This is a genomic window from Wolbachia endosymbiont (group B) of Pilophorus perplexus, from assembly GCF_964028155.1.
GTDB lineage: Bacteria > Pseudomonadota > Alphaproteobacteria > Rickettsiales > Anaplasmataceae > Wolbachia.
The window spans coordinates 1,199,684-1,223,168 of record NZ_OZ034754.1 but is presented as its reverse complement, the minus strand read 5'-3'; the positions used below and the strand labels follow the sequence as shown (position 1 = coordinate 1,223,168).

The window sequence follows — 23,485 nt, the reverse complement described above, 5'->3', positions numbered from 1 at the left end:
ATTAATTATATCTAATCGCAAAGGGAGGTGGAGATGCGTTTTAAACTAGAAAAGGAAGGTATCCTACAAAACGATTGTAATAATAGAACTGGTCGTAGGATACCTGCACAAATAAGATTAAATAACAAAACAACATTTAGCCTGCCTAGTGTATCTTACATTATCATCGACAACAATATTGGCCTGAGTTTTCAAATTTGGGATTTGAAGCATGACGTGGCAAGTATACTAAACAACTTATCTGAATGGCCACAATTAAAGCTAGAAAGGGTAGGAAATGATTACAAATTCGCTTTAGTTACTAACTCTGATCAACCTTATTATTATTACTATGATGGCAAAAATACTATCATAGCTACTATTGATCGTATACCTCATGGTTACACAAATGGTTTACATGTTAAGGCATATAATCGTGAAAGCTGTAGTATTTATTATGAACTGCTAGAAAACAGGAAAGTTTTAATAGATCCAAAAGACATAATTAGTAGCGAAAATGTCAGTCTTATTTTGGAAGATCTTAAAAGTTCACCTGATAAAAGACTCAAAATAAAAATAGGAGACTATTTGTTTAAAGAATCAAGAAATATATACAAATTATATAGGAGCGCTCAGGTATATGATTCAATTGGTAGAAAAGTTGGCATATTGAATGATATCAATTCAGCATTTACTCGTATAAGCAATACATTCGAGTTATTCCCTTTTCATGAAATGGAGAGCTTGAACGCACAAGATACCTATTTTGCAGTAAAAAAGTTAGGCAATAGTTATGTTGGTTGCATATCGTATGAAAATAGAACATGCAAAAATTTTTATAATTTTAACCCTAATTCTTTTGGGTATGAGCACGACAATAGACCAGGTCCATATCCTTATTATTATAACTTAGAAAATTTTGATAACTTTTTGGAGGTTGATGTGAATATTCAAGAACATATAAATTTAGAAGCAGAAATTGAACTTTTAAAAGGCAGAATTGAAAGATTAGAACATACTGGTGTACAAGGTCCTAAAGGTGAGCCAGGTGAAAGGGGACAAAAAGGTGATAGAGGCTTCGATGGAGCGCCTGGTCCTCAAGGTAACAAGGGAGATACTGGATCGTCAGGTGCGCATGGATCAAAAGGCGATCAAGGCCCTAAAGGAGAAAAAGGGAATCAAGGCACTAATGGAGTAACTCCAAGTATTAGTCAAGTTGTTACCGAATTTTCTTCTAACATAGACCATTTATATCCTTTAGCAGCAGCTATAATGACAGAAGATCGGCTTAATCCCAAGGGATTTTCAGAAACAGTAGCACATCTTTTTGGTGAGCGTGTAAAGCAAGAAGATTCTTTAAAAGCGTTAGTTAAAGGCGTACAAGGTCCTCCAGGCCAAAAGGGTGAACCAGGCCGTAACGGTGAAAAGGGGTTAAAGGGTGACCAAGGTTCCAAAGGTGATAAGGGTGACCGAGGTTTTATTGGTCCAGAAGGTTCTGTAGGTAGCACTGGAGCACGTGGTCCTAAAGGTGAGCCAGGCCATTTGGGTCCAAAAGGCGATAAGGGAGAATCTGGTTCTCAGGGTAAGCCTGGTTCTCAAGGCCCAAAAGGTGAGAAGGGAGATGCCTCAAGTGCTACAGAAATCGCAACTGAATTGGTTACTAATAAAAAAGCTGAGCTAGGAGAAGCAGTTCTTAACGCAAATGGTATCAAAGGTGAAAATCTTGCAACTCAGATTGCCGGTAAAATTAATCTTAATTCGCAGGAACTTGTGAATAAAATTGATGTAGCAAAACTTACTGAAGGAGTAGTAAGTAAACTTTCTTTAGAGGAAGCAAAAAACATTATAAAAGATACTGTGAGTAAGATAACAAGCGATGCCACAAAGAAAAATAATCCCGATCCTATAGCCTTCCAAAAATATGAAAAATTTGCAGAAAAGCTTGCTAAACTACTTGTTGATAGAAGCAGTATGAGCGAGATAGAAGCTCACAATCTTATAAAAGGTAAGGTGAGCGATTGGGCACTTGCTAAGTATCTTCTGCTTCATAGTGATTTAAATAATCAGCCAAAGGCTCTAGAAATCGTGAAGCAAGAAATAGACAAGGAAAAATTAGTTGAGTATTTGCTTGAGTATGCCAAATTAAAAGGCGATGTGAATGCAGCAAAAACAATAGTTGAAAATATTGTTCATCAGTTCTTTGACACTCAAAAAGTAGGTGAATTAGGAAGAGCAGTACTAGAAGCAAAAGATGATCAAGATAAAAAAGTGCTGGTAAATGATCCAGTCTTACGTGAAGGAATAGCAGAAGAGTTGAGACAAAATCCAGGAAAGATAAAAGGTCCCAAAGGAGATACTGGTTCTAAAGGTGATAAAGGAGATACCGGAACAGATGGATTGCCAGGTGCACAAGGTCCTAAGGGAGAGCCAGGCATAAAAGGTGAGCCAGGTATAAATGGAACAAAGGGAGATATTGGTCCTAAAGGATTAGACGGAGCCATGGGAATAAAAGGTGATATGGGTGAGAAAGGAAAGATAGGTTCTAAAGGTGACAAAGGAGATACTGGGTCTAAAGGTGATAAAGGTAGAGATGCAAGTCCTGAAGAAATTGCACAAAAATTAATTAATAATGGCACTATTGCTAATCAGGTGCTTGAATATCGTGACCAAGGAGGAGATTTAGTATTAGAGAAGCAAGTTGCAGGAAGAATTATTAGTAATCAAGATATTCAAACAGGAATAGCCATTGCACTAGCTGATAACAGAATGGAAGAGCTAGCAGATGTGTTACTAAGTGATGCTAATCATACATTAGTAGAAAACCTTGCAAATAATACCGGGCTAACACAAAGCATTGCAGAAGAACTAAGGAAAAATCCAGGAGAAGTCCAAGGTCCAAAGGGAGAAAAAGGAGATATAGGTCCTCAAGGATTAGACGGAGCCATGGGAATAAAAGGTGATATGGGTGAGAAAGGAGAACCAGGTGCAAATGGATTGCAAGGTCCAGAAGGTCCTAAGGGAGAGCCAGGTCTGAGGGGCTTCAATGGTACGCAAGGTCTTACAGGTAACAAGGGTGAGCCGGGTATAGAAGGATTAAAAGGAGATATTGGTCCTCAAGGCATAAAAGGTGAGCCAGGTATAAATGGAACAAAGGGAGATATTGGTCCTAAAGGATTAGACGGAGCCATGGGAATAAAAGGTGATATGGGTGAGAAAGGAGAACCAGGTGCAAATGGATTGCAAGGTCCAGAAGGTCCTAAGGGAGAGCCAGGTCTGAGGGGCTTCAATGGTACACAAGGTCTTACAGGTAACAAGGGTGAGCCGGGTATAGAAGGATTAAAAGGAGATATAGGACCTCAAGGTATAAAAGGTGAGCCAGGTATAAATGGAACAAAGGGAGATATTGGTCCTAAAGGATTAGACGGAGCCATGGGAATAAAAGGTGATATGGGTGAGAAAGGAGAGATAGGTTCTAAAGGTGACAAAGGAGAACCAGGTGCAAATGGGTTGCAAGGACCTAAGGGAGAGATAGGTTTGCAAGGACCTAAAGGTCAAGTTGGTAGATCTGGTCTTAAGGGTATGCCAGGTCCACAAGGTCCAAAAGGAGATACCGGAGCTCCAGGTGCGAATGGATTGCCAGGTTCCAAGGGAGAAGATGGAATAGGTGCTACATTAGCTGATCAGTTTTTACGTGAGATAAGAAAAGCAAAAAATGAAACTCTGGATGCTAAAAAAGCAGCAGAGGCAGCTAAAAATGCTTCAGAAGGTTTTACAAACAAAGTCGAAGAACTGCACAATAAAACAGCTATTTTTACAAAAAATGCTAAAAGTTTTAACACTCAAGCTTTGCGATCGCAAAGAGACACAGAGGCGCTCTATCGTCAAACAAAAGATATATTTTGTAGAACAAGTCCAGCAGATCAAATTTGTGGTGCACGTAGAAGAAGGAGGGAAATTAAAAAATCATCAGTGACAAGCGGAGCAAGCAGACCAACTTCATTTATATCTCAAGTAATAAATTTCTTTTACCCTGCGGTAGGACAGGATGAATATAAAGTAAAAAATGAAATACAGGAAGTAGCAAAAATAATAAATGCAGCAGATATTGTAATACAATTTGAAGAAGTATTAGGAGCAACAGCTGTGAAATGTGGCATTTCAAAGAGAAGTCTAAATTTTGATCCAATGGAACTAGTGTGACCCGGAAGTCATGAAATTGTGATGGTTAAATTCCATCCGCCATAACATCTGGCTGAAATTATAGCCCACATTTTAGGAAACTGGCAAACACCTAAGGTGCGAGCATGGGCTAAAAGGGAGTAATGTTAAACCTTATAATAAATTCTCCCAAGAAGAGTCAGGTAAGGTTACGAAAGAAACTTATGTTTGAATTGTCGTTACTGTGAATATGTGAAATAAGGTTGGTACACATAGACCAAAAGGTATGGAGAATAAGGATGATTAGAATTGGTTCGTTTAATCAAGATGTTTCCGATCTCCCGGCAAAAAAAAAATAAGAACCTAAATCTGACGCGAAACGGTTTCATGGAACGGAGTAACCACATAGAAGCTCTTATTATACTTTGTAATAAGCAAGTAGCCAACTGCAAGCTTCTATGTTGGAAGGATTGTCTAAAAAGCTAATGCCTAAAGTAATGCTTAGGATACGCAGACGTGGACACTGTAACTTGGAAGGTAAAGTTATGAATAGTAGTGAATATGTTATGAGCCAACAAAAAGTTAGGTATGAATGGAATGAAGTTCCTTGGCGCAAGCTAGAAAAGTCTTCATTTAAGCTACAAAAACGAATTTACCGAGCTTCTAAATGTAATGATATCAAAAAGATGCATGAGCTTCAGAGATTATTACAAAAATCGACAAGTGCTAGGATGATCGCTGTGAGAAAGGTAACTCAGGACAATAGAGGAAAAAGAACTGCAGGTATTGATGGAAAAGCTAACCTTAATCAAAAAGAAAGATTGCAATTGGCAAAATCCTTAGATATAAAGGAGAGAGCAAAGCCATCAAGGCGCATTTGGATTCCAAAGCTTGGAAAAAGTGAAAAACGTCCATTAGGGATACCAACAATAACAGATCGAGCAAAACAAACACTTGTTAAGATGATGCTAGAACCAGAATGGGAAGCAAAGTTTGAGCCCAACATTTATGGTTTTAGACCTGGTAGATCATGTCATGATGCCATTGAAGCTATATTTCAAGCACTCATCAAGAAAACAGTATTTGTTTTAGATGCTGATATTTCTGGGTGTTTTGATAATATAAATCATCATATACTGTTAGAAAAACTCAATACCACACCAACTTTAAGGAAGATAGTAAAAGGATGGTTGAAAGCAGGTGTGATGGAAAATAGGATATTTCAACCATCTAGAAGCGGTACAATCCAAGGAGGGACAATTTCTCCATTACTGGCATGTATTGCTCTACATGGGTTAGAAAATTATCTGAAAGAAATAATGGCAGAGGAGCTAATTAGCTACAGGAAAACGAAACCTGGCAGAACATGTAGGGAAAATGCGAAAAGATCACTCAGCGTAATCACTTATGCAGACGATTTTGTAGTACTTCATGAAAGTGAGGAAATTGTTTTGAAAGCAAAAACTCTGATTGAAGAATGGTTAAAAACTATTGGATTAGAGTTGAACCCTTCAAAAACAAGAATTTCTCATACTCAAAAATTCCTGAAAGGAATAAAACCAGGTTTCAATTTTCTTGGTTTTACAATACGGCAATATCCAACAAAACACAATAAGATGTCATACAAGTCTATCATCAAACCAAGTCGTAACTCTATAGAACAACACTCATTAGTCATTAAAAGTAAGCTAAAGAAAATGCGTGGTGAATCACAAGAAGCAGTAATAAGTCACCTTAATCCAATTATTCGAGGATGGTGTCAATACTACGCTTCGGTGGTATCATCTAAAGCCTTTGGTGCAATGGATAATACAATGTTTAGAAAACTTTGGAAATGGGCAATGTTTAAACACCAAAACAAAGGAAGATGTTGGATCAAAAGAAAATACTTCAAGAAGTATGGTAACGATAAATGGCGATATATGACAAGTAACGGAATGCGTCTTATTAAACACGGAGATCATGACATTAAACGACATGTCAAAGTGATTGGAGCCAAATCTCCATATGATGGAGACTGGACTTATTGGGGAAAGCGTATGAGTAAAATACTTGATAAATCACCACAAACAATAAAACTTCTGAAGATGCAACAAGGTAAGTGTGATTGTTGTCAACTTTGGTTTAAGAATGGTGATATCTTAGAAATACATCATAAGGACCAAAATAAGCAAAATAATACAATCACAAACTTATCTATGCTACATGGACATTGTCACGATAATTTACACAGAAGTATGCATGAAAAGCACCAAGCTAGAGAGAAGCCGTATGAAGCGAAAGTTTCACGTACGGTTTTGAAGTCGAGTGAGGAGGGGCAACCTTCTTCACTTAGATAACTCAACTGAATATGATCAAATAATTGCACCAAGTAACTCAGGAGGAGAGGAGCTAACAAACTATCAAGAGGGTGACAATAATATTATATAATAGATTTCTTGCATAACTGGCATTCAAAGGAAAATCAGTTGATGTCATGAAAGTAGCTGACACTGGCACCCAGTTAAATTTACGGAGTATAATGGATTCCAGTGGGCTTTGTTGCACAGCTCTTCGGATAGTGGGTAATGTATAATAAATTCATGAAGCTATATCAAACTTAGCCATGCCTATTTCAGTAAATTTGTTAAGCAAATAACACTTGAGTAGCAGTTCCTTCTCACGATTAATCTCAGATTTATTCCTAAAACTAAATCCAAATATTTGCTTCAGTCGCGAGAAAAAACTTTCTATATAAGATCTCTTCCAATAATTTATCTCTTTTTTCCACCTCTTCATACCATCTTCATCATATGACTTTATGAGCTTGATTGTAGAATTTCTCTCATTCATATAATCCAACTTTGGATGCTCTACTGCATTATTTTGCGGAGGAATCCTTGTCTTTATGTCAAGCTCATCGCACAGTTTGTATAACTTCTTTCGATTATATGCCCTATCTGCATATATCGTGCTTATGTTATACTTGGTATCCACTCTTTCAATAAGATCACAGGCTCCATAGTGGTCGGAATAAACTCCACTACTGTATTTTGCAGCTATAACTTTTTTACTACCTATCTCTAGCATTACATGTAGCTTTCTTGTTTGCTCATAGCGGCGATACTTTCTATCTGTACCATTTGCCTTACTATGGCCTGGAATATTATTGTAGATGCTGATACCTGTACTATCTATAGCAATTTCAATATCTTCCATATCGTTCTTATCAACTCTGCAGTCGTTGATTTTGATATTAAGCTTTTTAAACCTTCTTGAAGCCTGCGAATAGCTGATAATTTGCAAAATTTTCCCTATTTGCTCAAGATATTTCTCTATAAATCCCACTGTTTGCCTAAGACCAATCCTGAATAGATAGGTTATTATGTGAATTAGAATCACTACTTTGTCGCTGTAGACATTGTTGCCACCTGCTACTTTTGGACTATTTTCGTACCAATTTTCAATGGCATCGTTGATATAATGAAAAACATTTCCCCTTTCTTGAAGAAATTTGTTATATTCATTGCAGTTACTGACTTTCATTCTTATTGGCATATTTTTCCTTTGTCGGCTAAATATCTATTTTATAACAAATTCCATCAGTAACTGCCTGTTCTTTCCTTGAGTGGTGCAACAAAGCCATTCCAGTGTCAAGCACTGGAATGACAAGAAAGGGAGCACTGACTTGAACATTCCCCTGAACAGATACCTTGATACATTAAAGTTTCTAGGTTTGAGTAGTGAAATCCGATTCAGTGTGAAAATTAGCAAACTCCTTTTTAAGCTGTAGAATAAAATTTTTTATTTTAATGAAAAAATTGCTTCCGCATACTCAAGATGCCATTATAATGATGGTAGAGATATTTAGAGAGCTCAAAATTTATCTTGGTCTGCAGACCTTTTAACCAATTTTTCAATAAAAATTCAGCTACATCTGTTGTGTGTACATTCTGAATCTTTTTTATACAGGAGGATTTTATGTCCAGAATTCCAGATATTTGACCTTTACTTTAGCTAACAACAGGCGCCTGTAGTTTTTAGAATTAGTGTTAACACGGTTTTTCTACTTTTTTTTTCTTAATGTTTTAACTCAATACACACCATCATCATTTACTGCTTCTAAATATATCATTGCTAAACACACGCCGCTGTGTATTTCTATAGATAACTCATTGCCTAAACTTCGATTAAAGCAAGAATTCTTTCCTGGAAAAGCAAGGTTACTATGGCATAGTTCCCATTTTAATCCTTTAGTTGATATTTGAGCTTTCGGTATACCAAGTAAGGATATTTTAGTATTTTTTAGCAAAGAGGAAAAATAGCTAATACCTTTTTGTAAGGCGTACCCCACCATGGGAGGCGAAGGCATATAAAAGATACTATCTGTACTTAAAAAAAAGTTAATATTTTGTAGTATATGATCAATTGCTCCTCCAATAATACCCGTTACTATTGATGGCAATAACTTTACTGTTTTTAAGTGAGCCATTGCTTTAGAAAAGTCGCAATAATCTTGATCAGGTAGATATACTGTATTTAAGTTAGCACGTAAATTCGGATTTATACTATCCAAATCTCCTATTACAAGATCAGGTTTTACGCCAATTGATAGAAGCTTGTTTGCTCCTCCATCTACAGCAATAACAGGTATATCTTGTTTAAAAAACGATGAATCAGGTATTTCTCCATTTAGCACTACAATAGAGCGATATTCTTGCTCCACGCTACAATGTAGCATATGGTTATAAAACGCTCCGTGCAGTTTTTGCATCGTAGTAACATTTTTGAACAATTGATATTATACTGATCACTAATCCAGCAATATTACTGAGTATCACAAAAGCTAAACCCTGACAAATACCGTAAATAAGCCAAGATGATGAACAAATAAGATAACTCACCAACATTAGCATCGATACGTCACGAGTAAGTTTTGTGATATATGCTTTATATACTTGAGGCAATAACCCAATGAGAGATGTAACGAACGCGATGAAGCCAAAGCATTCTTCAATATTTACATACATACATTTTCCTACGTTTGTTTTAACAAGAGTCAGGTTCAAAGGGTTGTACTTTATGTACTCTCAGCTTTTTTAGAGCACCCCTAATGCGTGTAATTTATAACATCATTTAGTCTATTAATCAAGAAATTAACAGTGACTTGCATTCATGAAACCCAATCGGCTTCTATGCTAATTATTATCCAAACTAATAGTCGGCTGTGCATCCTGCTCAGAGATCAGAGCAACTAGCAAATTGTTTATCAATTGAACCTTTTGTTTTCCATCCAATTGTAAGCTTTTATTTTTTTCAAAATGGGCTATTACTTCTTCGATAATTCCTATTGCATTTTGCACTATATGCTTTCTTGCAGAGGTGATGGCATGTGCTTGTTGACGCCTCAGCATTGCTTGTGCAATCTCAGATGAATAGGCCAAATGCGATATTCTTGCTTCTGCAATTTCAATTCCAGCAATATTCAATCTTTGTTGTAGCATTGACCGCAATTCATTTGAAATTTTGTCAGAGTTTTTACGCAAAGATTCTTCATCGTTTTCGCTATCATACGGATAATTACTTGCCAGTTCTCTAATTACCGAGTCACTTTGCACAAAAACAAAATCATGATAATTATTAACATTATAATATGCCTTCGCAGGACTGCTCACTCTCCAAACAATTACTACTGAAATCTCTATCGGACTTCCATTAGCATCATTAACTTTAATTTTTTCTGTATTGATATTCTGAAATTTCAAAGAAACTCTATATTTACTCGAAAACGGAAGCGTTACGCATATTCCAGACTTAAAATAAGTTCCAATATAATGACCAAAAAACTCTATCACTCTTGCTTCATTAGGATCATTAACGAAAAATCCTTGAGAAAAAGTCAATATTGAAACAGCAGCAACTCCAAGTGCAATTGTGCTGTCATACACAAAAAGTACCAATAAAATTAACCCTAGCGCTATTAGTACAGGAAAAGCCCGAATTTTACTTAGATTTCTATCATTTATTGTATTTTTATCTGTACTGTCTTCATCAGATTGCTTTTTCACTTGCACCCTCTCTGCTGATTATTTCATCTACCTTACTTACAAATAATTTAAACTCTCTTAATTCACAATCAGGCAACTTTATCTCATTGCCATGAGCTATCGTAAGCGGATCAATATGTTTACCATTATATATAACTTCATAATGTAAATGAGGTCCTGTTGCAACACCAGTGCTGCCAACATAAGCAATGATTTGTCCCTGCTTTACTTTAGAGCCTAACTTTACATCGCTACTAAATTTGCTTATATGTGCGTAACAAGTTGAATATTTATTGTTGTGCTTTATTTTGATGTAATTCCCATAGCCACCATTCTTTCCTATATATTCTATTACACCTTCTGCAGTGGCGTGTATAGGAGTGCCAAGTTTAGCTGCATAATCTACTCCTTTATGAAAAGCAATTTTACCATGAATGGGATGCTTTCTATTACCAAAATTCGAGGATATACGAAAATCTCCGTTTAAAGGACTTACGAAACTCTTTAAGCTTATCCCCTCTTTATTAAAATACTCTTCTTTGCCGTTTTGTGACTCATAATAATATAAACTTATAGCTTTATTGCTTGTTGTTAGTGAAGTATATAAAATTTTTTCTTCAGCCTTCTGATCACTCTCACACAGAACTTCCAACTTGCTTTTGGGCACAATGTCTTTTTTAAAATCTACACCATAACCTTTATATATGTCGATTAATCTCATTACTGTATTTGGCGCCAAACCTTCTGCGTCAAAAAAAGAGGATTTTATGTCACTGGATATGAATAACAACTTTCTATCACTTTCTGTCACCAAAGCAGCTTTTTTTTTTCTGATCCCGTGCTGAAGTAACGCTGGAAAGTGGTTTAGGTTGCTTTCTGTTATTCCAGTGCTTGAACAGTTTTTTAATCGAAAATGTTGTATAGCGTGCTGTTTACAATCAATTTCCAGTGTCTGGGCACTGGAATGACAATAGTATTTCTGCGCAAATGTTTCAGTTGCATATGCTGGTAAAATACAAAGCAGTGGAAGTATTACCAGCCTCATAGTTTATCAGCAAAAATAAAATTACCTTCAACATACTGCACATCATCATTATCTTCTAGCTCTTCAACTAATATAGATAATTTATCAATTAATTCTTTGTCGCTAACTTCAATCAGGTCCTTTGGTTGCCATGAAAGACGAGCAAGTTCTGGTTCTCCAAATTTTGTATAGAAAGCATCACGCACTCTACCAAAATCTTTCACTTCACAAGTTATAACATATAATTCTTCCTTGTTATTTTCCTCAACATTCAATACTTCTAATTCAATTCCATAGTTAAATAAATCTTCAAAATTTATACCCTCTGCTTTATAGACAATTAAGCCTACATGATCGAAAAGGTAACTCACACATCCTGTTTCTCCCAAATTACCGCCTTTGCGAGAAAAGATATAACGTATCTCAGAAGCAGTTCGGTTGCGATTATTTGTCAGAGCATGGACAATAAGTGCAGCACCAGAAGGTCCGCAGCCTTCATATTGTATTTCTTCATAACTTTCTCCAGCAACGTTACCAGCTGCATTTTTTATTGCTGTTTCTATTTTATCTTTTGGTAGATTTTCCTTTCGCGCAGAAAAGATAGCAGAGCGAAGACGTGGATTAAGCTCGGGATCAGTTAGCCCTTGTTTTGCAGCAACTGTTATTTCCCTAATGAGCTTCGTAAATTTTTGCGAGCGCTTTGCATCCTGAGCACCTTTTCGATGTTTTATATTTGAAAACTGTGAATGACCAGCCATAAGAAAACTAATTCACCCCTTCTACTAACATATTTTCATACTGCTCAGCTTCTAAGTCAAGGCCAAGAGCTAAGTGAGCTGTTATTAAATAACTAATAACTCTAGAAGAATATTTAGAATCTTTATTGCTTATCATATCTTGAAAACGCTTAATTGCTGCTAAATATTCACCACGCTTTAGGTAAAATTCACCAATAGAATACTCTTTTTTTGATATATGTTCTGTGATTAATTTTTCTTTTTCTTTGATCTCTTCTATATATTCGCTATTCGGAAAAAGATTAATATATTCAGTAGCTAGCTCTAAAGTTTTATATGCAATTTGTTGCCCAAGCTGCACTTTATTAATTTGCATGTAATAAGATAATACTCTTAAGTAATATACATATGGCAAATCTTCACCATTTGGATAAACGTATATATAATCATCCATATCACTTGCAGCACTGCTGTAGTTACCCATATTATAGTAAGAAACTCCAGATAATAATTTTGCTTTCATTGCCCAATAAGATAAAGGATACAAATCCTCTATCTTTTGAAATGCTCTAATAGCTTGCTTATATTTTTTCTGATCATAAAGCTTAACTGCCTCCTCATATAGTTCAGTTTCAGTGTGTTCAAGATCATTCGCATATAACTGCGTGAAGGGGCAAGTCAGAAGAAAAAAGCATATGATTAAAGTCTTATACATAAGATTTTTTTTGATCAAAATAAAGTATAGACTAAATATTACCTAAATAAACAAATTTTTGGCATTATCATCGAACGAAAAGCGTCTCTTGGCCACCATTACCTATATTGCTCGCACCACCACCTATTGCAACACCCTTTCCACTCACTTCTACGTTCTCTAGCTTTCTACTATAAGAATGTGTGATCAATCCACTTCCTACCATCAAAAGAGCAATACCTACCAGACCTAAAGCAGGCCCAACAGCAGATGATGCTAATGCTACTCCAGAAATCAATATTATTTTCCTGATTAGTAATAAAGAAGAACCAGCGAGCATTAACTTAGCTGAAGACATATTGCTTGTCTTTTTTTCAAACTTCTCATCAAAGTCTTGCTCTTTTTCTACTTCATATTTTTTACTTTTCTTGTACTCGCGATAGCAGAAAGTAGCACTCGCTACAAAGTAAAATAGACTAGAAATTGAAAAAGCTACGTCTCCTATTATTCCTTGCTCCAATGCTTCACCTACTATGCTAGCCACAATAACTAATGTAACTAAAGCAGCATCAGCATAGTTAAAGTAATCATCAACGGTACAAGGAAGGTCTCTCTTTTCTTTTTCTACTGTTTTCCCACTTTCAATATTCTCCAATTCTCGTTCTTTTTGTGCTATTTTTCTATTATTATAAATTAAATATAGCGTGCAAATAAGGGATAAGACTGTGAAAGGTAATATAGTATGGCCTAATGAGCTGCTTATAAGGCCAAGTAATACCTGATCGCTACATGTTTTTTCGAGCTCAATTGCCATCAATAATGCAAATGGAACCATTGTTACCAATGATACACATTTCCTATGTAGCTCTCTTTTTTTTAGTGTTAATAGTTCTTGTTCGAGCTTTTTGCTTTTTTCTTCCTCTCTTTCTTTTCTGACTTCTTCATCAACTGTTGGCCAAAAATCCCAGAAAAAATCTTCCATTTTAGCACCTTTTTTACCTTTGGATCTTTTTAAAAAAAACTTAGTGCCTGTAATACTAGTCATATGAACAGACCAACTTATGAACTAATACATTATATAGGATTTTAATTACTAAGTCAATGTTATGAAATTATTAACTTTCTTTGTATACTCTTAAGCAATTTAGTCAATCTGTTTGATGCCAGCTAGAACGTAATTATAGCCTGACCACATAGTCATAACAGCCGCAGCCCATAAGCAAACCACACCTATATATTTAGTTGCTTCATAATCACTCATTATTAACGCTACTATAGCAACCATCTGCAAAAATGTTTTAATTTTCCCAGCCTTACTCACAGGTAAACTAACGTTTGTAGCTATCAAGAACTCCCGCAAGCCTGAAACTAATATCTCCCTACAAACAATTATAACTGACGGTATAATTGTAATATCATCTATCTTATGCTTATAAACTAGCATGATTATTGTTGAAGCTACTACTAACTTGTCGGCAATTGGATCAAATAATTTGCCAAAATTCGATTGGACTTTCCATGCACGCGCTAAATAACCATCAAAAAAATCTGTAATGCACGCAAACATAAAGATCAATATTGTTATTAGACTTGCATACTTACTCTCTATATAAAAGCTTGATATTATTGCCGGTATTGCGAGCGCACGAGAAATTGTTAGCAAATTAGGCACGTTTTTCTTAAGCATGTCACATCACCCTACGTAGTAGATAAATTTATACAGAAGTACAATAGAGTTCACAAGCTAATAGTTGAACATTCATAAAAACCCCATATACTTAGGAAATTACTAACAATAAGCTCAAAGCATGAATAATGATTTAGATAACACCACAAAACAAGAAGCACTTAAGTACCATAATAAAAGTGGTAAACCTGGTAAGGTATCAGTTATACCAACAAAACCCTTATCCACACAGCATGACCTATCACTTGCTTATTCCCCTGGTGTTGCAGCCCCATGCCTTGCAATAGCTAAAAATCCTAAAGCTGTTTATGATTACACGGCAAAAAGCAATTATGTGGCTGTCATTTCAAATGGCACCGCAGTGCTGGGACTTGGCAATATCGGTCCTCTTGCTTCAAAACCCGTCATGGAAGGCAAAGCTGTTTTATTTAAGCGTTTTGCTGACATTGATGCAATTGATATAGAAGTTGACACAGAAAACATAGAAGATTTCATCAATGCAGTAAGGTATCTTGGTCCAAGTTGGGGGGGAATAAATCTAGAAGATATAAGATCTCCTGATTGTTTTATAATAGAGAAACGTCTAAATGAGTTGATGGATATTCCGGTGTTCCACGATGATCAACATGGCACTGCAGTAGTTGTTGCAGCTGGTATAGAAAATGCCCTCGATATTGCTGAAAAGAAATTAGAGAATGTCAAGATCATCATGAATGGTGCTGGAGCAGCTGGTATTGCGTGTTTGGAAATACTAAAGTCCATGGGCGCTAAGAACATAGTGCTATGTGACAAACAAGGAGTAATACACAAAGACAGAAAAGAGGACATGAATAAGTGGAAGGAAAAATATGCAATTGACACTAAAGAACGTTCTCTACTTGATGCCATAAAAGGCGCTGATGTATTCATCGGACTCTCTGCAAAGGATGTGCTCAGCGAAGAGATGTTAAAAAGCATGGGTAAAGACCCGATCATTTTTGCTCTTGCTAATCCTGATCCAGAAATAAGGCCTGAGTTTGCAAAGTCTGTAAGGCCAGATGCAATAATTGCAACTGGTAGGTCAGACTATAACAACCAAGTCAATAACGTAATGGGGTTTCCTTATATATTCAGAGGAGCACTTGATGTACATGCAACGACAATAAATGAAGAAATGAAAATTGCAGCTGCAGATGCAATAGCGAAGCTTGCCCGTGAGCCAGTGCCAAATGAGATATCTGCAGCCTATGGCGGTCGTAAAATGAGCTATGGACGTGAATATATAATACCTACTCCATTTGATCCAAGATTAATTTCTATGGTATCTCCTGCTGTTGCAAAAGCTGCCGTTACCTCAGGTGTGGCAAGAAAGGAAATAGAGGACTGGAATGAGTATGCAAGTCAATTAAAATCTCGCCTCGCTAAGGCTCTCAGCACGCTCAATTTATTGTCTTCACATACGTAATTGGATAAATTTAAAAGCGATAAACCAATCCAAACTCTAAGCCATATATGCCAAACCTATTGGTAATTGTTGTAGTTGTTGATTGCATACGTGCAGTTTCATCAACTTCATTGCTTTTACCAGCAGGAATATATTTTTCGCCAGCTAGTATCTTTGCTACTGGCAGAATACCTTTAAATTCGTTACCAAGAATACCAAAATAGCGTAAACCAGCAAACGCTTGAGTGTTTGTTGTAAGTGGATAATTAACACCAAGCTTTGCTTGGTAAGCCAAAGCATATCTGGTTTTTCCTAAAAATTTAACCTTAGTTACACGTGCACCAACTCCAAAATATGGAATGCAGAGGTCAGGTAAGGAAGCAGTATTACTACTACCCCCTCCCTTAGAAACGCAGCATGCAGGTTTCCCCACACTACGCTTGAGCCCCTTATCTAAGTTCTTCTTTTCTAGAACCGGCTTGTCCTTCATGATTCCTCAGGAAACATCATTCTTAATGGTGACACCAACAGTAGAGAACCTTCTCTTGAAAAGGAGCTTGCTAACATTCTTGTTCGTTTCACTCTCTCATCAAAATACTTTTTCCATTTTAAGTCAAGGGGATTTGCATCCGCTCTGATTTTAACATGTCGTCTGATAGGTATATCAATCAGCTTAAGCAGTCTTAAATACCGTATCTCTTTTGGTTTGTTCTTGCATATGGGTGCAGCAAAAACCCATTGGCGTTGACCCATTACTTTGAAGTAACGATTCTTTATCCAACGTAATCCTTTACGAGGATGTCTTTTCTTTGCCCATTTCCATAAACTATGCCAAATTTCATTGTCGATCTTTCTAAACGCTTTTTTAGCACACACATGGTGATAGTAATTTCCCCATCCTCTCAGTAGAGAGTTGAGTGACTTAATTACTATAGCCTGAGTGTTCGCTATATTTGCTTTTATCAATGTACGTGCTTTATTAAGAAGTCTTTTAATACTTTCTTTCGAAGGTTTAATAATTAACTTCTTATTATATCTACGTACATTACAACCAAGAAAGTCAAACCCTGTTGTAATAGATGTAATCTTTGTCTTCTCTTCTGACAGAATTAAACCTCGCTCATGAAGAAAAGATGATACTAAAGGCTTAACTTCCTTTTCCAGTACTTCATGTGTGAAACCTGAAATAATAAAGTCGTCTGCGTACCTGATTACATTCACTCCACTTCTGATTTTTCCTCTTCTTTTGCTACCTAATTTACCAAAGCGACTTTCTAATAACTGTTCAAGACCATCTAAGGTAAAGTTAGCTAGTATTGGAGAAATTATACTTCCTTGCGGAGTGCCAGCAGTTGTGGGATACAGAGTTTTCGATTCTAGGAAACCAGCTTTTAACCATCTATGAAGAATTTTCTTTTCCATAGGAATATGCTTCATAAGCCATTCATGGTTAATGTTGTCAAAGCACCCTTTGATATCACCTTCTAGTATCCATTGTGGTCGATTGCGTCTTGCCAGTAATAAGTGACAAGCAGCAATAGCATCCGCGCAGGATCTTTTAGGTCTAAAGCCATAGGAGTGACGATCACTGATCGTTTCAGCTATCGGTTCCAGAGCAAACAGATATAATGCTTGCATCGCTCTATCTTTTATCGTGGGTATACCGAGAGGCCTTCTTTTGCCATTAGATTTACTGATATAAATTCGTTTGAGCGGAGAAGGTTTATATCCTCTTTGTTTTAACAGCTTTATTCCTTGAAATTTAGCATTGCAAGTTGACCATAGTTGACGATCTACACCTGCTGTGGTTTTTCCTTGGTTTTCAGTTACTCTCTTAACAGCCAAAGCTTTTCCGCTAAAAGAGCGTGTGAGAAGATGTTGTAAAGCTTTTACCTTACCCCATCTTCCTTCTTGGACAGCCTTAACAATACGTCTTTGTAGCCTCACAATAACTTTCTGGCATTTCTTCCATGGCAATTGCTTCCATGCTTCAAAGCTTTCGGTAGATGCACTTACAGGTTTACTTGTAATCATCTGCTTTCCTACCTTAAGTGGTTAACAAAGTTTCTTGTCACGAGGGACCAAATGGAAGTCTGCTCGTTTTCACGCGAATTAATGTTACAAATTCTATCCATTTCGTTACAAAATGGCATTCGCTTTCTCCATTCTCCTTTACCTGCACTTCCATCAGCATTCCTTGCGGTTTGCTTGCCATGTAGGCGAAAATACAGGCTTACCCTGTTTCTCCAGTCATACAACAGTGGGTTAGGTGGCTTCTCTATACCGGTGGAGTTATTATTTGCGTACATCTAGAAATGAAAAATGTAACTTATCCACATTACCTTTTGGTCAGAGCTTATCAGCATCTTTAGCTCTTTCATCGTATCGGTACTTATAAAGCTTCACTTACGTTCACCATACCACTAGCCTAGCCCTCCAACCACATGATGCTTGCAGTTTATGCCCCTCTCACGATTGAGCATCTTCTTTTTCAAGAGGAGGTTCATTGTCCGCATCGCTTGGCACCAACCGGTTGCCCGATTCGCACTGATGCGTAGACTCAGACGGCAAAACATCTGGTTTAATAAGTTTTAGAATCCTTTCAGTTTCTTTCTGAATGAATTCCTCTCCTTTTAAACAATATGACCGAAGACTTTCAGGTCGCACCATTTCAACATAATTGCTTGCCTGTTGAACTAGCATATCTATTACTTCTTTTACAGGCTTTTCTCTATCAACCATGCCAACACTTTGACCGGCCATTAAAGATCCTGTTTCAACATCTCCATCAATTACTGCCCTTCTTAAAGCTCCAGCCCAGAACTTTTCTATTTCAAGCTGCCCATTTTCTTTTGAGATCTTTCCATTTTGATATTTATCGATAATGTCTCTTTGATGCTTCATAAAATCATCACTTGCTTTGTTAACTATAGCTCTTACTGGAATTACAGGGAAATCAGCACTAATCTGCACAGAAGATACAGCATTACGCGCAGCTGATTTGATGAATACTTCTTTAAAATTTTTGTGAGCGATTGACTCATTCGTGCAGACAAATAATGTACCTATTTGACAGCCACTTGCTCCCATTTCTAGGTAGTTCACTATCATTTCGCCTCTTCCTATTCCACCTGCAACAAACACCGGTGTTTTCTCATTTTTAAAATGAGGTAATATCTCCTGTGCGAGAACAGAAGTGCTAACAGGACCGATATGTCCTCCTGCTTCCATACCTTCTATTATTAACGCATCTACTCCCATTTTTACTAACCTTTTCGCGAGGCTTAATGCTGGTGCAAAACACATAACTTCAATGCCCGCACTCTTGATTTTTTCTATATTAGGCTTCGTTGGTAGTCCACCTGCAAGCACTATATGGCTTACTTTCGTTTCAATGCACACATCTATCAACTCACTCAACTTTGGGTGCATAGTAATTAGATTCACACCAAATGGTTTGTTAGTTAATTTCTGTGTCTCTATGATTTCTTTTTTCAGTAAGTCTGGAAACATTGCACCGCAAGCAATCACGCCAAATCCACCAGCATTTGAGATTGCTGAAACTAAATTTCTCTCTGAAACCCAGCTCATAGCGCCACCCATTATGGCAAACTCACTACCGAGAAAATTTGTTCCTTTTTTCCAGAGGCTACTTAACATATAACCTATATCATACGTTTAAAAATGTTTTGTTTATCTATAAATGTGTGTTTTAAAGCACCAATTATATGCAAGGCTATAAAGAGTATCATAAAATATGCAAGTATCGAGTGTAACTGATTAGCTGCACTAGCTAGATCTGCATTATGGTTAATTAATAAAGGGATATGAAAAAAATATTTGATCTCTTTGCTAGAAGCAGAAGACATGACATAACCAGATAGTGGCATTAGCACCATCAAAGCATATAAACCAAAGTGTATCGTTTTGCTCGCATTGATTACAAATCGAGAAAAATTGGCTGGTAATGGCGGAACATAAGTAAAGACGCGAAAAAATATACGTACTATAATTAATCCAAGAACGGTGATACCACAAGCCTTATGAACAGCGTATATGCTGAATTTAATTTCACTGCTAATCGGCAAATTTTTCATGTATAGTCCAGAACAAAGCATGCCAATAATAAAAGCAGACATTAACCAATGAATGATCCTTAAACCTAAACTATATTTATTGTCTTTCATTAATTTTGATTACTCTAAAGTAGAATTTATATAGTAGAAAAACTATTTCTCAATCAAAATTATCTATACATAATTTCGCTGCCTTGATCAACATAAGTGCAATAATTGTATGTGACACATAAACATTGTCTATCAGATCATGAAGAAGTGGTGAAGTTTTTGAGAGTTTTTCTATTGTAACGATGAGTTATAGCTTGTACAAGAAGCCTATTGACTTTAAGCACATTTTACCCTATACAATTCCAATACCTTAAGCTACCAAAGCATGCCTGATCTAAAGACAATGATGCTAAATTTTGGTCCTCAGCACCCAGCTGCACATGGGGTGCTACGACTTGTTTTAGAGATGGATGGTGAAGTGATCGAGAGAGCAGACCCCCATATTGGGCTTTTGCACCGTGGCACTGAAAAATTGATAGAACATAAAACATATCTTCAAGCTCTGCCTTATTTTGACCGCCTTGATTATGTGTCGCCAATGTCACAAGAGCATGCATATTCGTTGTGTGTAGAGAAATTGTTGCAATGTGAAATTCCAATTAGAGCAAAATATTTGCGTGTTTTGTTTTGTGAGCTGACAAGAATACTAAATCATTTACTAAATATCTCTTCTCAAGCACTTGATGTTGGGGCGATGACTCCTCTTTTATGGCTCTTTGAAGAGAGAGAAAAAATACTCGAGTTCTATGAAAGGGCCTCAGGTGCAAGATTTCACGCAGCTTATATAAGGCCAGGTGGACTTGCAGCAGATATCCCAGAAGGTTTGATTGAAGATATTGCAAAATTTATAGAGCAATTTCCAAAGTATATAGATGATGTTGATGAACTTTTAACGGAAAATAGGATATGGAAGCAACGCACTGTAGGAATTAGTGAAATATCAATAAAACAGGCGCTTGATTGGGGCTTTAGTGGACCAATGCTCCGTGCTGCTGGACTTGCTTGGGACTTGCGAAAAAGCCAGCCATATGAGATATATGATCAGTTAGATTTTGATATACCTATCGGCCAAAATGGTGACTGTTATGATCGTTATTTAGTAAGAATGGCAGAGATTAGGCAGTCTGTTAGCTTGGTGAAGCAATGCATAGAGAAAATGCCTGAAGGGCCAATAAAAACTGAAGATAGAAAAATTTCTCCACCGCCAAGAGCAGAAATGAAAGAATCCATGGAGGCTATGATTCATCATTTTAAGCTTTATTCAGAAGGATATCATGTGCCAGAAGGTGAGGCTTATGTGGCTGTTGAAGCGCCAAAAGGCGAGTTTGGAGTATATATAGTTTCAGATGGTACCAATAGACCTTATAGATGTCGAATAAGAGCACCTGGCTTTGCGCATTTACAGGCCTTAGATTTCATGGCAAAAGGACACATGCTTGCTGACATTGCAGCAATTATCGGTTCACTCGACATAGTCTTTGGTGAGATTGATAGGTAATTATTGTAAAATAGTAACTCAACTAATGGTCAATACATCCTCTATTAAAAACTGCACAAATTCATTGCCATTCCAGTAATTCATAGAGATTTTACCCAAAATGGCTTTAACATTACCCTGCATAATAGCAGAGCCAAGCTCAGTATTTGCACAGCGAAACGCAATAGCTTTGACCATAACATTATCGTCAGCAATAAAACATTTTATATGGTCAACTCCTATAACTTCCGGCTTTCTTATCTTTGCTCCTTGAATGATGAATCTCGGTTCAGGATTGCCAGCTCCAAATGGCTCTAAGCGCTGCAGTTGATTCCAAAGGGATAAGTTTATTGCTTTAGCTGTTACTATACCATCAGCTTTTATGATTTTGTCATTTGTAGAGTTTGCAAATCTTTCAGTAAAGAAATCATGTAGATCACTTATTTTATCTTCCTTAATCGAAAATCCTGCTGCCATACTGTGACCACCACCTTCAATGATTAGGTTGGTAAATTTTGCAGAAAGAACCGCAGCACCAATATCTACCCCAGAAATTGATCTGCAGCTTGCTTTTCCTATTCCATTGTTTAAAGATATCACTATCGTTGGTAAGTGAAACTGCTCTTTTAGTCTTGATGCAATGATACCAATTATTCCCTGGTGCCAATTACCACTTACCATTATAAAATTTACACCTAAGTGGGCAAAATTTTCCGCTTGTGTTGTGGCTTCCAAAATAGCCTCATTTTCTAGCATTTTTCTTGCATTATTCAAATCTATTAGTTTTAGCGCGATTGAATGTGCATCATCATCATCATCGGTGGAAAGCAACCTTGCACCGAGCGATGCTTCTCCAATTCTTCCTCCGGCATTTATACATGGCCCAATACTAAACCCTAATCGTGAAACACTTGGTTTTTCAAGGATTCCCAAAGCGTCAAACAAAACACGTAAGCCAACATTTTTTCTTGCTGACATAACTTTTAATCCTTGTAAAACAAAAGCCCTATTTAGGCCTGTAATCTGCATAACATCGCAAACAGTTCCAAGAGCAACCAAATCCAGTAGATCAAATAAATCTGGTTCTTTTTTGTTGGTAAAAAATCCTTGCTCACGTAGGATTCTGTTAAGAGCAACAATTAGCAGAAATGACACTCCAACTGCTGCTAAGTTATTATAAGGAGAGCTCTCATCAAGGCGGTTGGGATTAACAACTGCTACAGCACTTGGTAATTTTTCTGTTCCAAGGTGATGGTCGACAACTATAATATCAAGTCCAAAGACTTTTGCATCTTCTATTGGTTGATATGCAAGCGTACCGCAATCAACAGAAATACATAAATCAATACCATTCTTTTTAAGTTGTAATAAAGCATCTGTGTTCAATCCATAGCCCTCATCAACACGATCTGGAATATAGATTATAGAGTGTGTCCCAATCGCTCTTAGGTACCTATTAATCAATGCTGATGACGTTGCACCATCAACATCGTAATCACCAAATATTGCAATATTCTCATTATTGTTTATTGCTTTTACTATGTGAGAAACAGCTTTATCCATATCAAGGAGGTGAAAGGGATCTGGTAATAGCGATCTGATTAGTGGGTGTAAGAAGTCATGTGCATTTTCTATGTTAACACCACGAGCAACTAATATTCTTGCTAATATTTCTGGCAACTCAAATCTCTGTATAAGAGTAAAAATCTCCCTTTGATCTGCTTCTTGTAACTTCCACAGTGCATTTGTTATGCTGCATTTTTCAATATCAAGTAGCATATTTTTTGTAAATAAAACTACTTTACCAGAACTTTTACGTTTGTTCTATAATTGTGTTAGACTTCTGTATAACCTAAAGAAAGATATAGGAGAGTGTCACTCGAAAGGAATCACATTTATTTTGACAAAGAGCATCTGTAAAATCTGATACTTCTTCTTGCATAACATGCTCTTTAATTAGTATTATATCTATATTAGAATATGAGTGTGAATATTATATTAGTGTAATTACTTTTTGGTATACATAACAAATTTATGCCTGGAAACAGTTTTTGGTTACTCAAACCTTTTCTACCTTTATTTCATATTCTTTAAAGTATTTTTTGCACTTTCTTTATAAAAACCATAGGTACCAATCGGTTTTTAGCTTAAGA

Annotated in this window: 18 protein-coding genes, 1 pseudogene and 1 riboswitch; of the genes and pseudogenes, 4 read left to right on the top strand and 15 right to left on the bottom strand. The window is 36.6% G+C overall.

All coding sequences use genetic code 11. From position 1 onward, the window contains the following. Nucleotides 1-33: 33 nt before the first annotated feature. Together ABWU28_RS06000 and ltrA (ABWU28_RS05995) are read left to right on the top strand one after the other, a co-directional pair. Nucleotides 34-4,179, top strand: coding sequence for a collagen-like protein (locus tag ABWU28_RS06000; RefSeq protein ID WP_353275142.1), 4,146 nt, complete (start codon nucleotides 34-36; stop codon nucleotides 4,177-4,179). A 416-nt stretch (nucleotides 4,180-4,595) separates the two neighbouring features. Next, nucleotides 4,596-6,476 carry a group II intron reverse transcriptase/maturase gene (ltrA, locus tag ABWU28_RS05995; protein WP_353275141.1) on the top strand — a complete coding sequence of 627 codons (1,881 nt, stop codon included), beginning with the start codon at nucleotides 4,596-4,598 and terminating at the stop codon, nucleotides 6,474-6,476. 241 nt (nucleotides 6,477-6,717) lie between these two features. Here ltrA (ABWU28_RS05995) and ABWU28_RS05990 read toward each other — a convergent pair whose 3' ends face one another. From ABWU28_RS05990 to pgsA, 9 genes are all read right to left on the bottom strand, one after another. After that, nucleotides 6,718-7,674 carry an IS5 family transposase gene (locus ABWU28_RS05990; RefSeq protein ID WP_213863789.1) on the bottom strand — a complete coding sequence of 319 codons (957 nt, stop codon included), beginning with the start codon at nucleotides 7,672-7,674 and terminating at the stop codon, nucleotides 6,718-6,720. A gap of 535 nt (nucleotides 7,675-8,209) precedes the next feature. Next, nucleotides 8,210-8,890, bottom strand: coding sequence for a thiamine diphosphokinase (locus ABWU28_RS05985; protein WP_052265049.1), 681 nt, complete (start codon nucleotides 8,888-8,890; stop codon nucleotides 8,210-8,212). Beyond that, complete coding sequence (locus ABWU28_RS05980; protein ID WP_052265050.1) at nucleotides 8,862-9,146, bottom strand: SemiSWEET family sugar transporter; 285 nt, start codon at nucleotides 9,144-9,146, stop codon at nucleotides 8,862-8,864. Before ABWU28_RS05980 ends, ABWU28_RS05985 begins: the two co-directional genes overlap by 29 nt. Beyond that, a riboswitch (TPP riboswitch) is annotated at nucleotides 9,135-9,238 on the bottom strand. Its footprint overlaps the gene before it by 12 nt. A gap of 76 nt (nucleotides 9,239-9,314) precedes the next feature. After that, nucleotides 9,315-10,184: an SPFH domain-containing protein gene (locus tag ABWU28_RS05975; RefSeq protein WP_019236939.1), complete on the bottom strand. Its 870-nt coding sequence runs from the start codon at nucleotides 10,182-10,184 to the stop codon at nucleotides 9,315-9,317. After that, the gene (locus ABWU28_RS05970) at nucleotides 10,168-11,208 is read right to left on the bottom strand and encodes a M23 family metallopeptidase (RefSeq protein WP_019236938.1); all 1,041 of its coding nucleotides are present in this window, start codon (nucleotides 11,206-11,208) and stop codon (nucleotides 10,168-10,170) included. Before ABWU28_RS05970 ends, ABWU28_RS05975 begins: the two co-directional genes overlap by 17 nt. Beyond that, nucleotides 11,205-11,945 (bottom strand): YebC/PmpR family DNA-binding transcriptional regulator, encoded by a 741-nt coding sequence (locus ABWU28_RS05965; protein ID WP_019236937.1) that lies wholly within the window; start codon nucleotides 11,943-11,945, stop codon nucleotides 11,205-11,207. Before ABWU28_RS05965 ends, ABWU28_RS05970 begins: the two co-directional genes overlap by 4 nt. Before the next feature lie 7 nt (nucleotides 11,946-11,952). After that, entirely contained in the window at nucleotides 11,953-12,639 is a 687-nt protein-coding gene (bamD, locus tag ABWU28_RS05960) for an outer membrane protein assembly factor BamD (protein ID WP_007302577.1), read from the bottom strand. A 67-nt stretch (nucleotides 12,640-12,706) separates the two neighbouring features. Further along, nucleotides 12,707-13,663: a hypothetical protein gene (locus ABWU28_RS05955; RefSeq protein WP_007302576.1), complete on the bottom strand. Its 957-nt coding sequence runs from the start codon at nucleotides 13,661-13,663 to the stop codon at nucleotides 12,707-12,709. A 99-nt stretch (nucleotides 13,664-13,762) separates the two neighbouring features. Continuing rightward, a complete protein-coding gene (gene pgsA / locus ABWU28_RS05950) occupies nucleotides 13,763-14,305 on the bottom strand; it encodes a CDP-diacylglycerol--glycerol-3-phosphate 3-phosphatidyltransferase (RefSeq protein WP_006012406.1) in 543 nt (180 codons plus the stop codon). Between the two features lie 121 nt (nucleotides 14,306-14,426). On the opposite strand from pgsA, the gene ABWU28_RS05945 reads away from it, so the two are divergent. Continuing rightward, entirely contained in the window at nucleotides 14,427-15,749 is a 1,323-nt protein-coding gene (locus ABWU28_RS05945; protein ID WP_082241867.1) for a malic enzyme-like NAD(P)-binding protein, read from the top strand. A gap of 10 nt (nucleotides 15,750-15,759) precedes the next feature. On the opposite strand, the gene ABWU28_RS05940 is transcribed toward ABWU28_RS05945, so the two are convergent. From ABWU28_RS05940 to ABWU28_RS05920, 5 genes and pseudogenes are all read right to left on the bottom strand, one after another. Continuing rightward, complete coding sequence (locus tag ABWU28_RS05940) at nucleotides 15,760-16,089, bottom strand: P44/Msp2 family outer membrane protein (protein WP_353275727.1); 330 nt, start codon at nucleotides 16,087-16,089, stop codon at nucleotides 15,760-15,762. A gap of 125 nt (nucleotides 16,090-16,214) precedes the next feature. Continuing rightward, nucleotides 16,215-17,762 carry a group II intron reverse transcriptase/maturase gene (ltrA, locus tag ABWU28_RS05935; protein WP_019236826.1) on the bottom strand — a complete coding sequence of 516 codons (1,548 nt, stop codon included), beginning with the start codon at nucleotides 17,760-17,762 and terminating at the stop codon, nucleotides 16,215-16,217. Nucleotides 17,763-17,799: 37 nt separating this feature from the next. Further along, nucleotides 17,800-17,943, bottom strand: a complete 144-nt coding sequence (locus ABWU28_RS05930) for a hypothetical protein (RefSeq protein ID WP_019236827.1) — start codon at nucleotides 17,941-17,943, stop codon at nucleotides 17,800-17,802. A gap of 452 nt (nucleotides 17,944-18,395) precedes the next feature. Next, nucleotides 18,396-19,388 (bottom strand): annotated as a pseudogene (locus ABWU28_RS05925) (NAD(P)H-dependent flavin oxidoreductase); the annotation flags it as partial. Nucleotides 19,389-19,393: 5 nt separating this feature from the next. Further along, nucleotides 19,394-19,915, bottom strand: coding sequence for a cytochrome b (locus ABWU28_RS05920; protein WP_007302055.1), 522 nt, complete (start codon nucleotides 19,913-19,915; stop codon nucleotides 19,394-19,396). Between the two features lie 265 nt (nucleotides 19,916-20,180). Between ABWU28_RS05920 and ABWU28_RS05915 the strand changes: the two genes are divergently transcribed. After that, the gene (locus ABWU28_RS05915) at nucleotides 20,181-21,353 is read left to right on the top strand and encodes an NADH-quinone oxidoreductase subunit D (protein ID WP_007302054.1); all 1,173 of its coding nucleotides are present in this window, start codon (nucleotides 20,181-20,183) and stop codon (nucleotides 21,351-21,353) included. A gap of 18 nt (nucleotides 21,354-21,371) precedes the next feature. Here the strand turns inward: ABWU28_RS05915 and recJ are convergent, their stop codons facing one another. After that, nucleotides 21,372-23,111, bottom strand: coding sequence for a single-stranded-DNA-specific exonuclease RecJ (gene recJ / locus ABWU28_RS05910; protein WP_052264813.1), 1,740 nt, complete (start codon nucleotides 23,109-23,111; stop codon nucleotides 21,372-21,374). Between the last annotated feature and the right edge of the window lie 374 nt (nucleotides 23,112-23,485).

Coding starts and splice junctions, on each gene's coding strand:
- pgsA (WP_006012406.1), bottom strand. CDS start 14,305: ATGCTTAAGAAAAACGTGCCTAATTTGCTAACAATTTCTCGTGCGCTC.
- ltrA (WP_019236826.1), bottom strand. CDS start 17,762: ATGATTACAAGTAAACCTGTAAGTGCATCTACCGAAAGCTTTGAAGCA.
- ABWU28_RS05915 (WP_007302054.1), top strand. CDS start 20,181: ATGCCTGATCTAAAGACAATGATGCTAAATTTTGGTCCTCAGCACCCA.
- ABWU28_RS05945 (WP_082241867.1), top strand. CDS start 14,427: ATGAATAATGATTTAGATAACACCACAAAACAAGAAGCACTTAAGTAC.
- ABWU28_RS05955 (WP_007302576.1), bottom strand. CDS start 13,663: ATGACTAGTATTACAGGCACTAAGTTTTTTTTAAAAAGATCCAAAGGT.
- ABWU28_RS05985 (WP_052265049.1), bottom strand. CDS start 8,890: ATGCAAAAACTGCACGGAGCGTTTTATAACCATATGCTACATTGTAGC.
- ABWU28_RS05920 (WP_007302055.1), bottom strand. CDS start 19,915: ATGAAAGACAATAAATATAGTTTAGGTTTAAGGATCATTCATTGGTTA.
- ABWU28_RS05990 (WP_213863789.1), bottom strand. CDS start 7,674: ATGCCAATAAGAATGAAAGTCAGTAACTGCAATGAATATAACAAATTT.
- ABWU28_RS06000 (WP_353275142.1), top strand. CDS start 34: ATGCGTTTTAAACTAGAAAAGGAAGGTATCCTACAAAACGATTGTAAT.
- bamD (WP_007302577.1), bottom strand. CDS start 12,639: ATGTATAAGACTTTAATCATATGCTTTTTTCTTCTGACTTGCCCCTTC.
- ABWU28_RS05930 (WP_019236827.1), bottom strand. CDS start 17,943: ATGGCAAGCAAACCGCAAGGAATGCTGATGGAAGTGCAGGTAAAGGAG.
- ABWU28_RS05965 (WP_019236937.1), bottom strand. CDS start 11,945: ATGGCTGGTCATTCACAGTTTTCAAATATAAAACATCGAAAAGGTGCT.
- ltrA (WP_353275141.1), top strand. CDS start 4,596: ATGTTGGAAGGATTGTCTAAAAAGCTAATGCCTAAAGTAATGCTTAGG.
- ABWU28_RS05970 (WP_019236938.1), bottom strand. CDS start 11,208: ATGAGGCTGGTAATACTTCCACTGCTTTGTATTTTACCAGCATATGCA.
- ABWU28_RS05980 (WP_052265050.1), bottom strand. CDS start 9,146: ATGTATGTAAATATTGAAGAATGCTTTGGCTTCATCGCGTTCGTTACA.
- recJ (WP_052264813.1), bottom strand. CDS start 23,111: ATGCTACTTGATATTGAAAAATGCAGCATAACAAATGCACTGTGGAAG.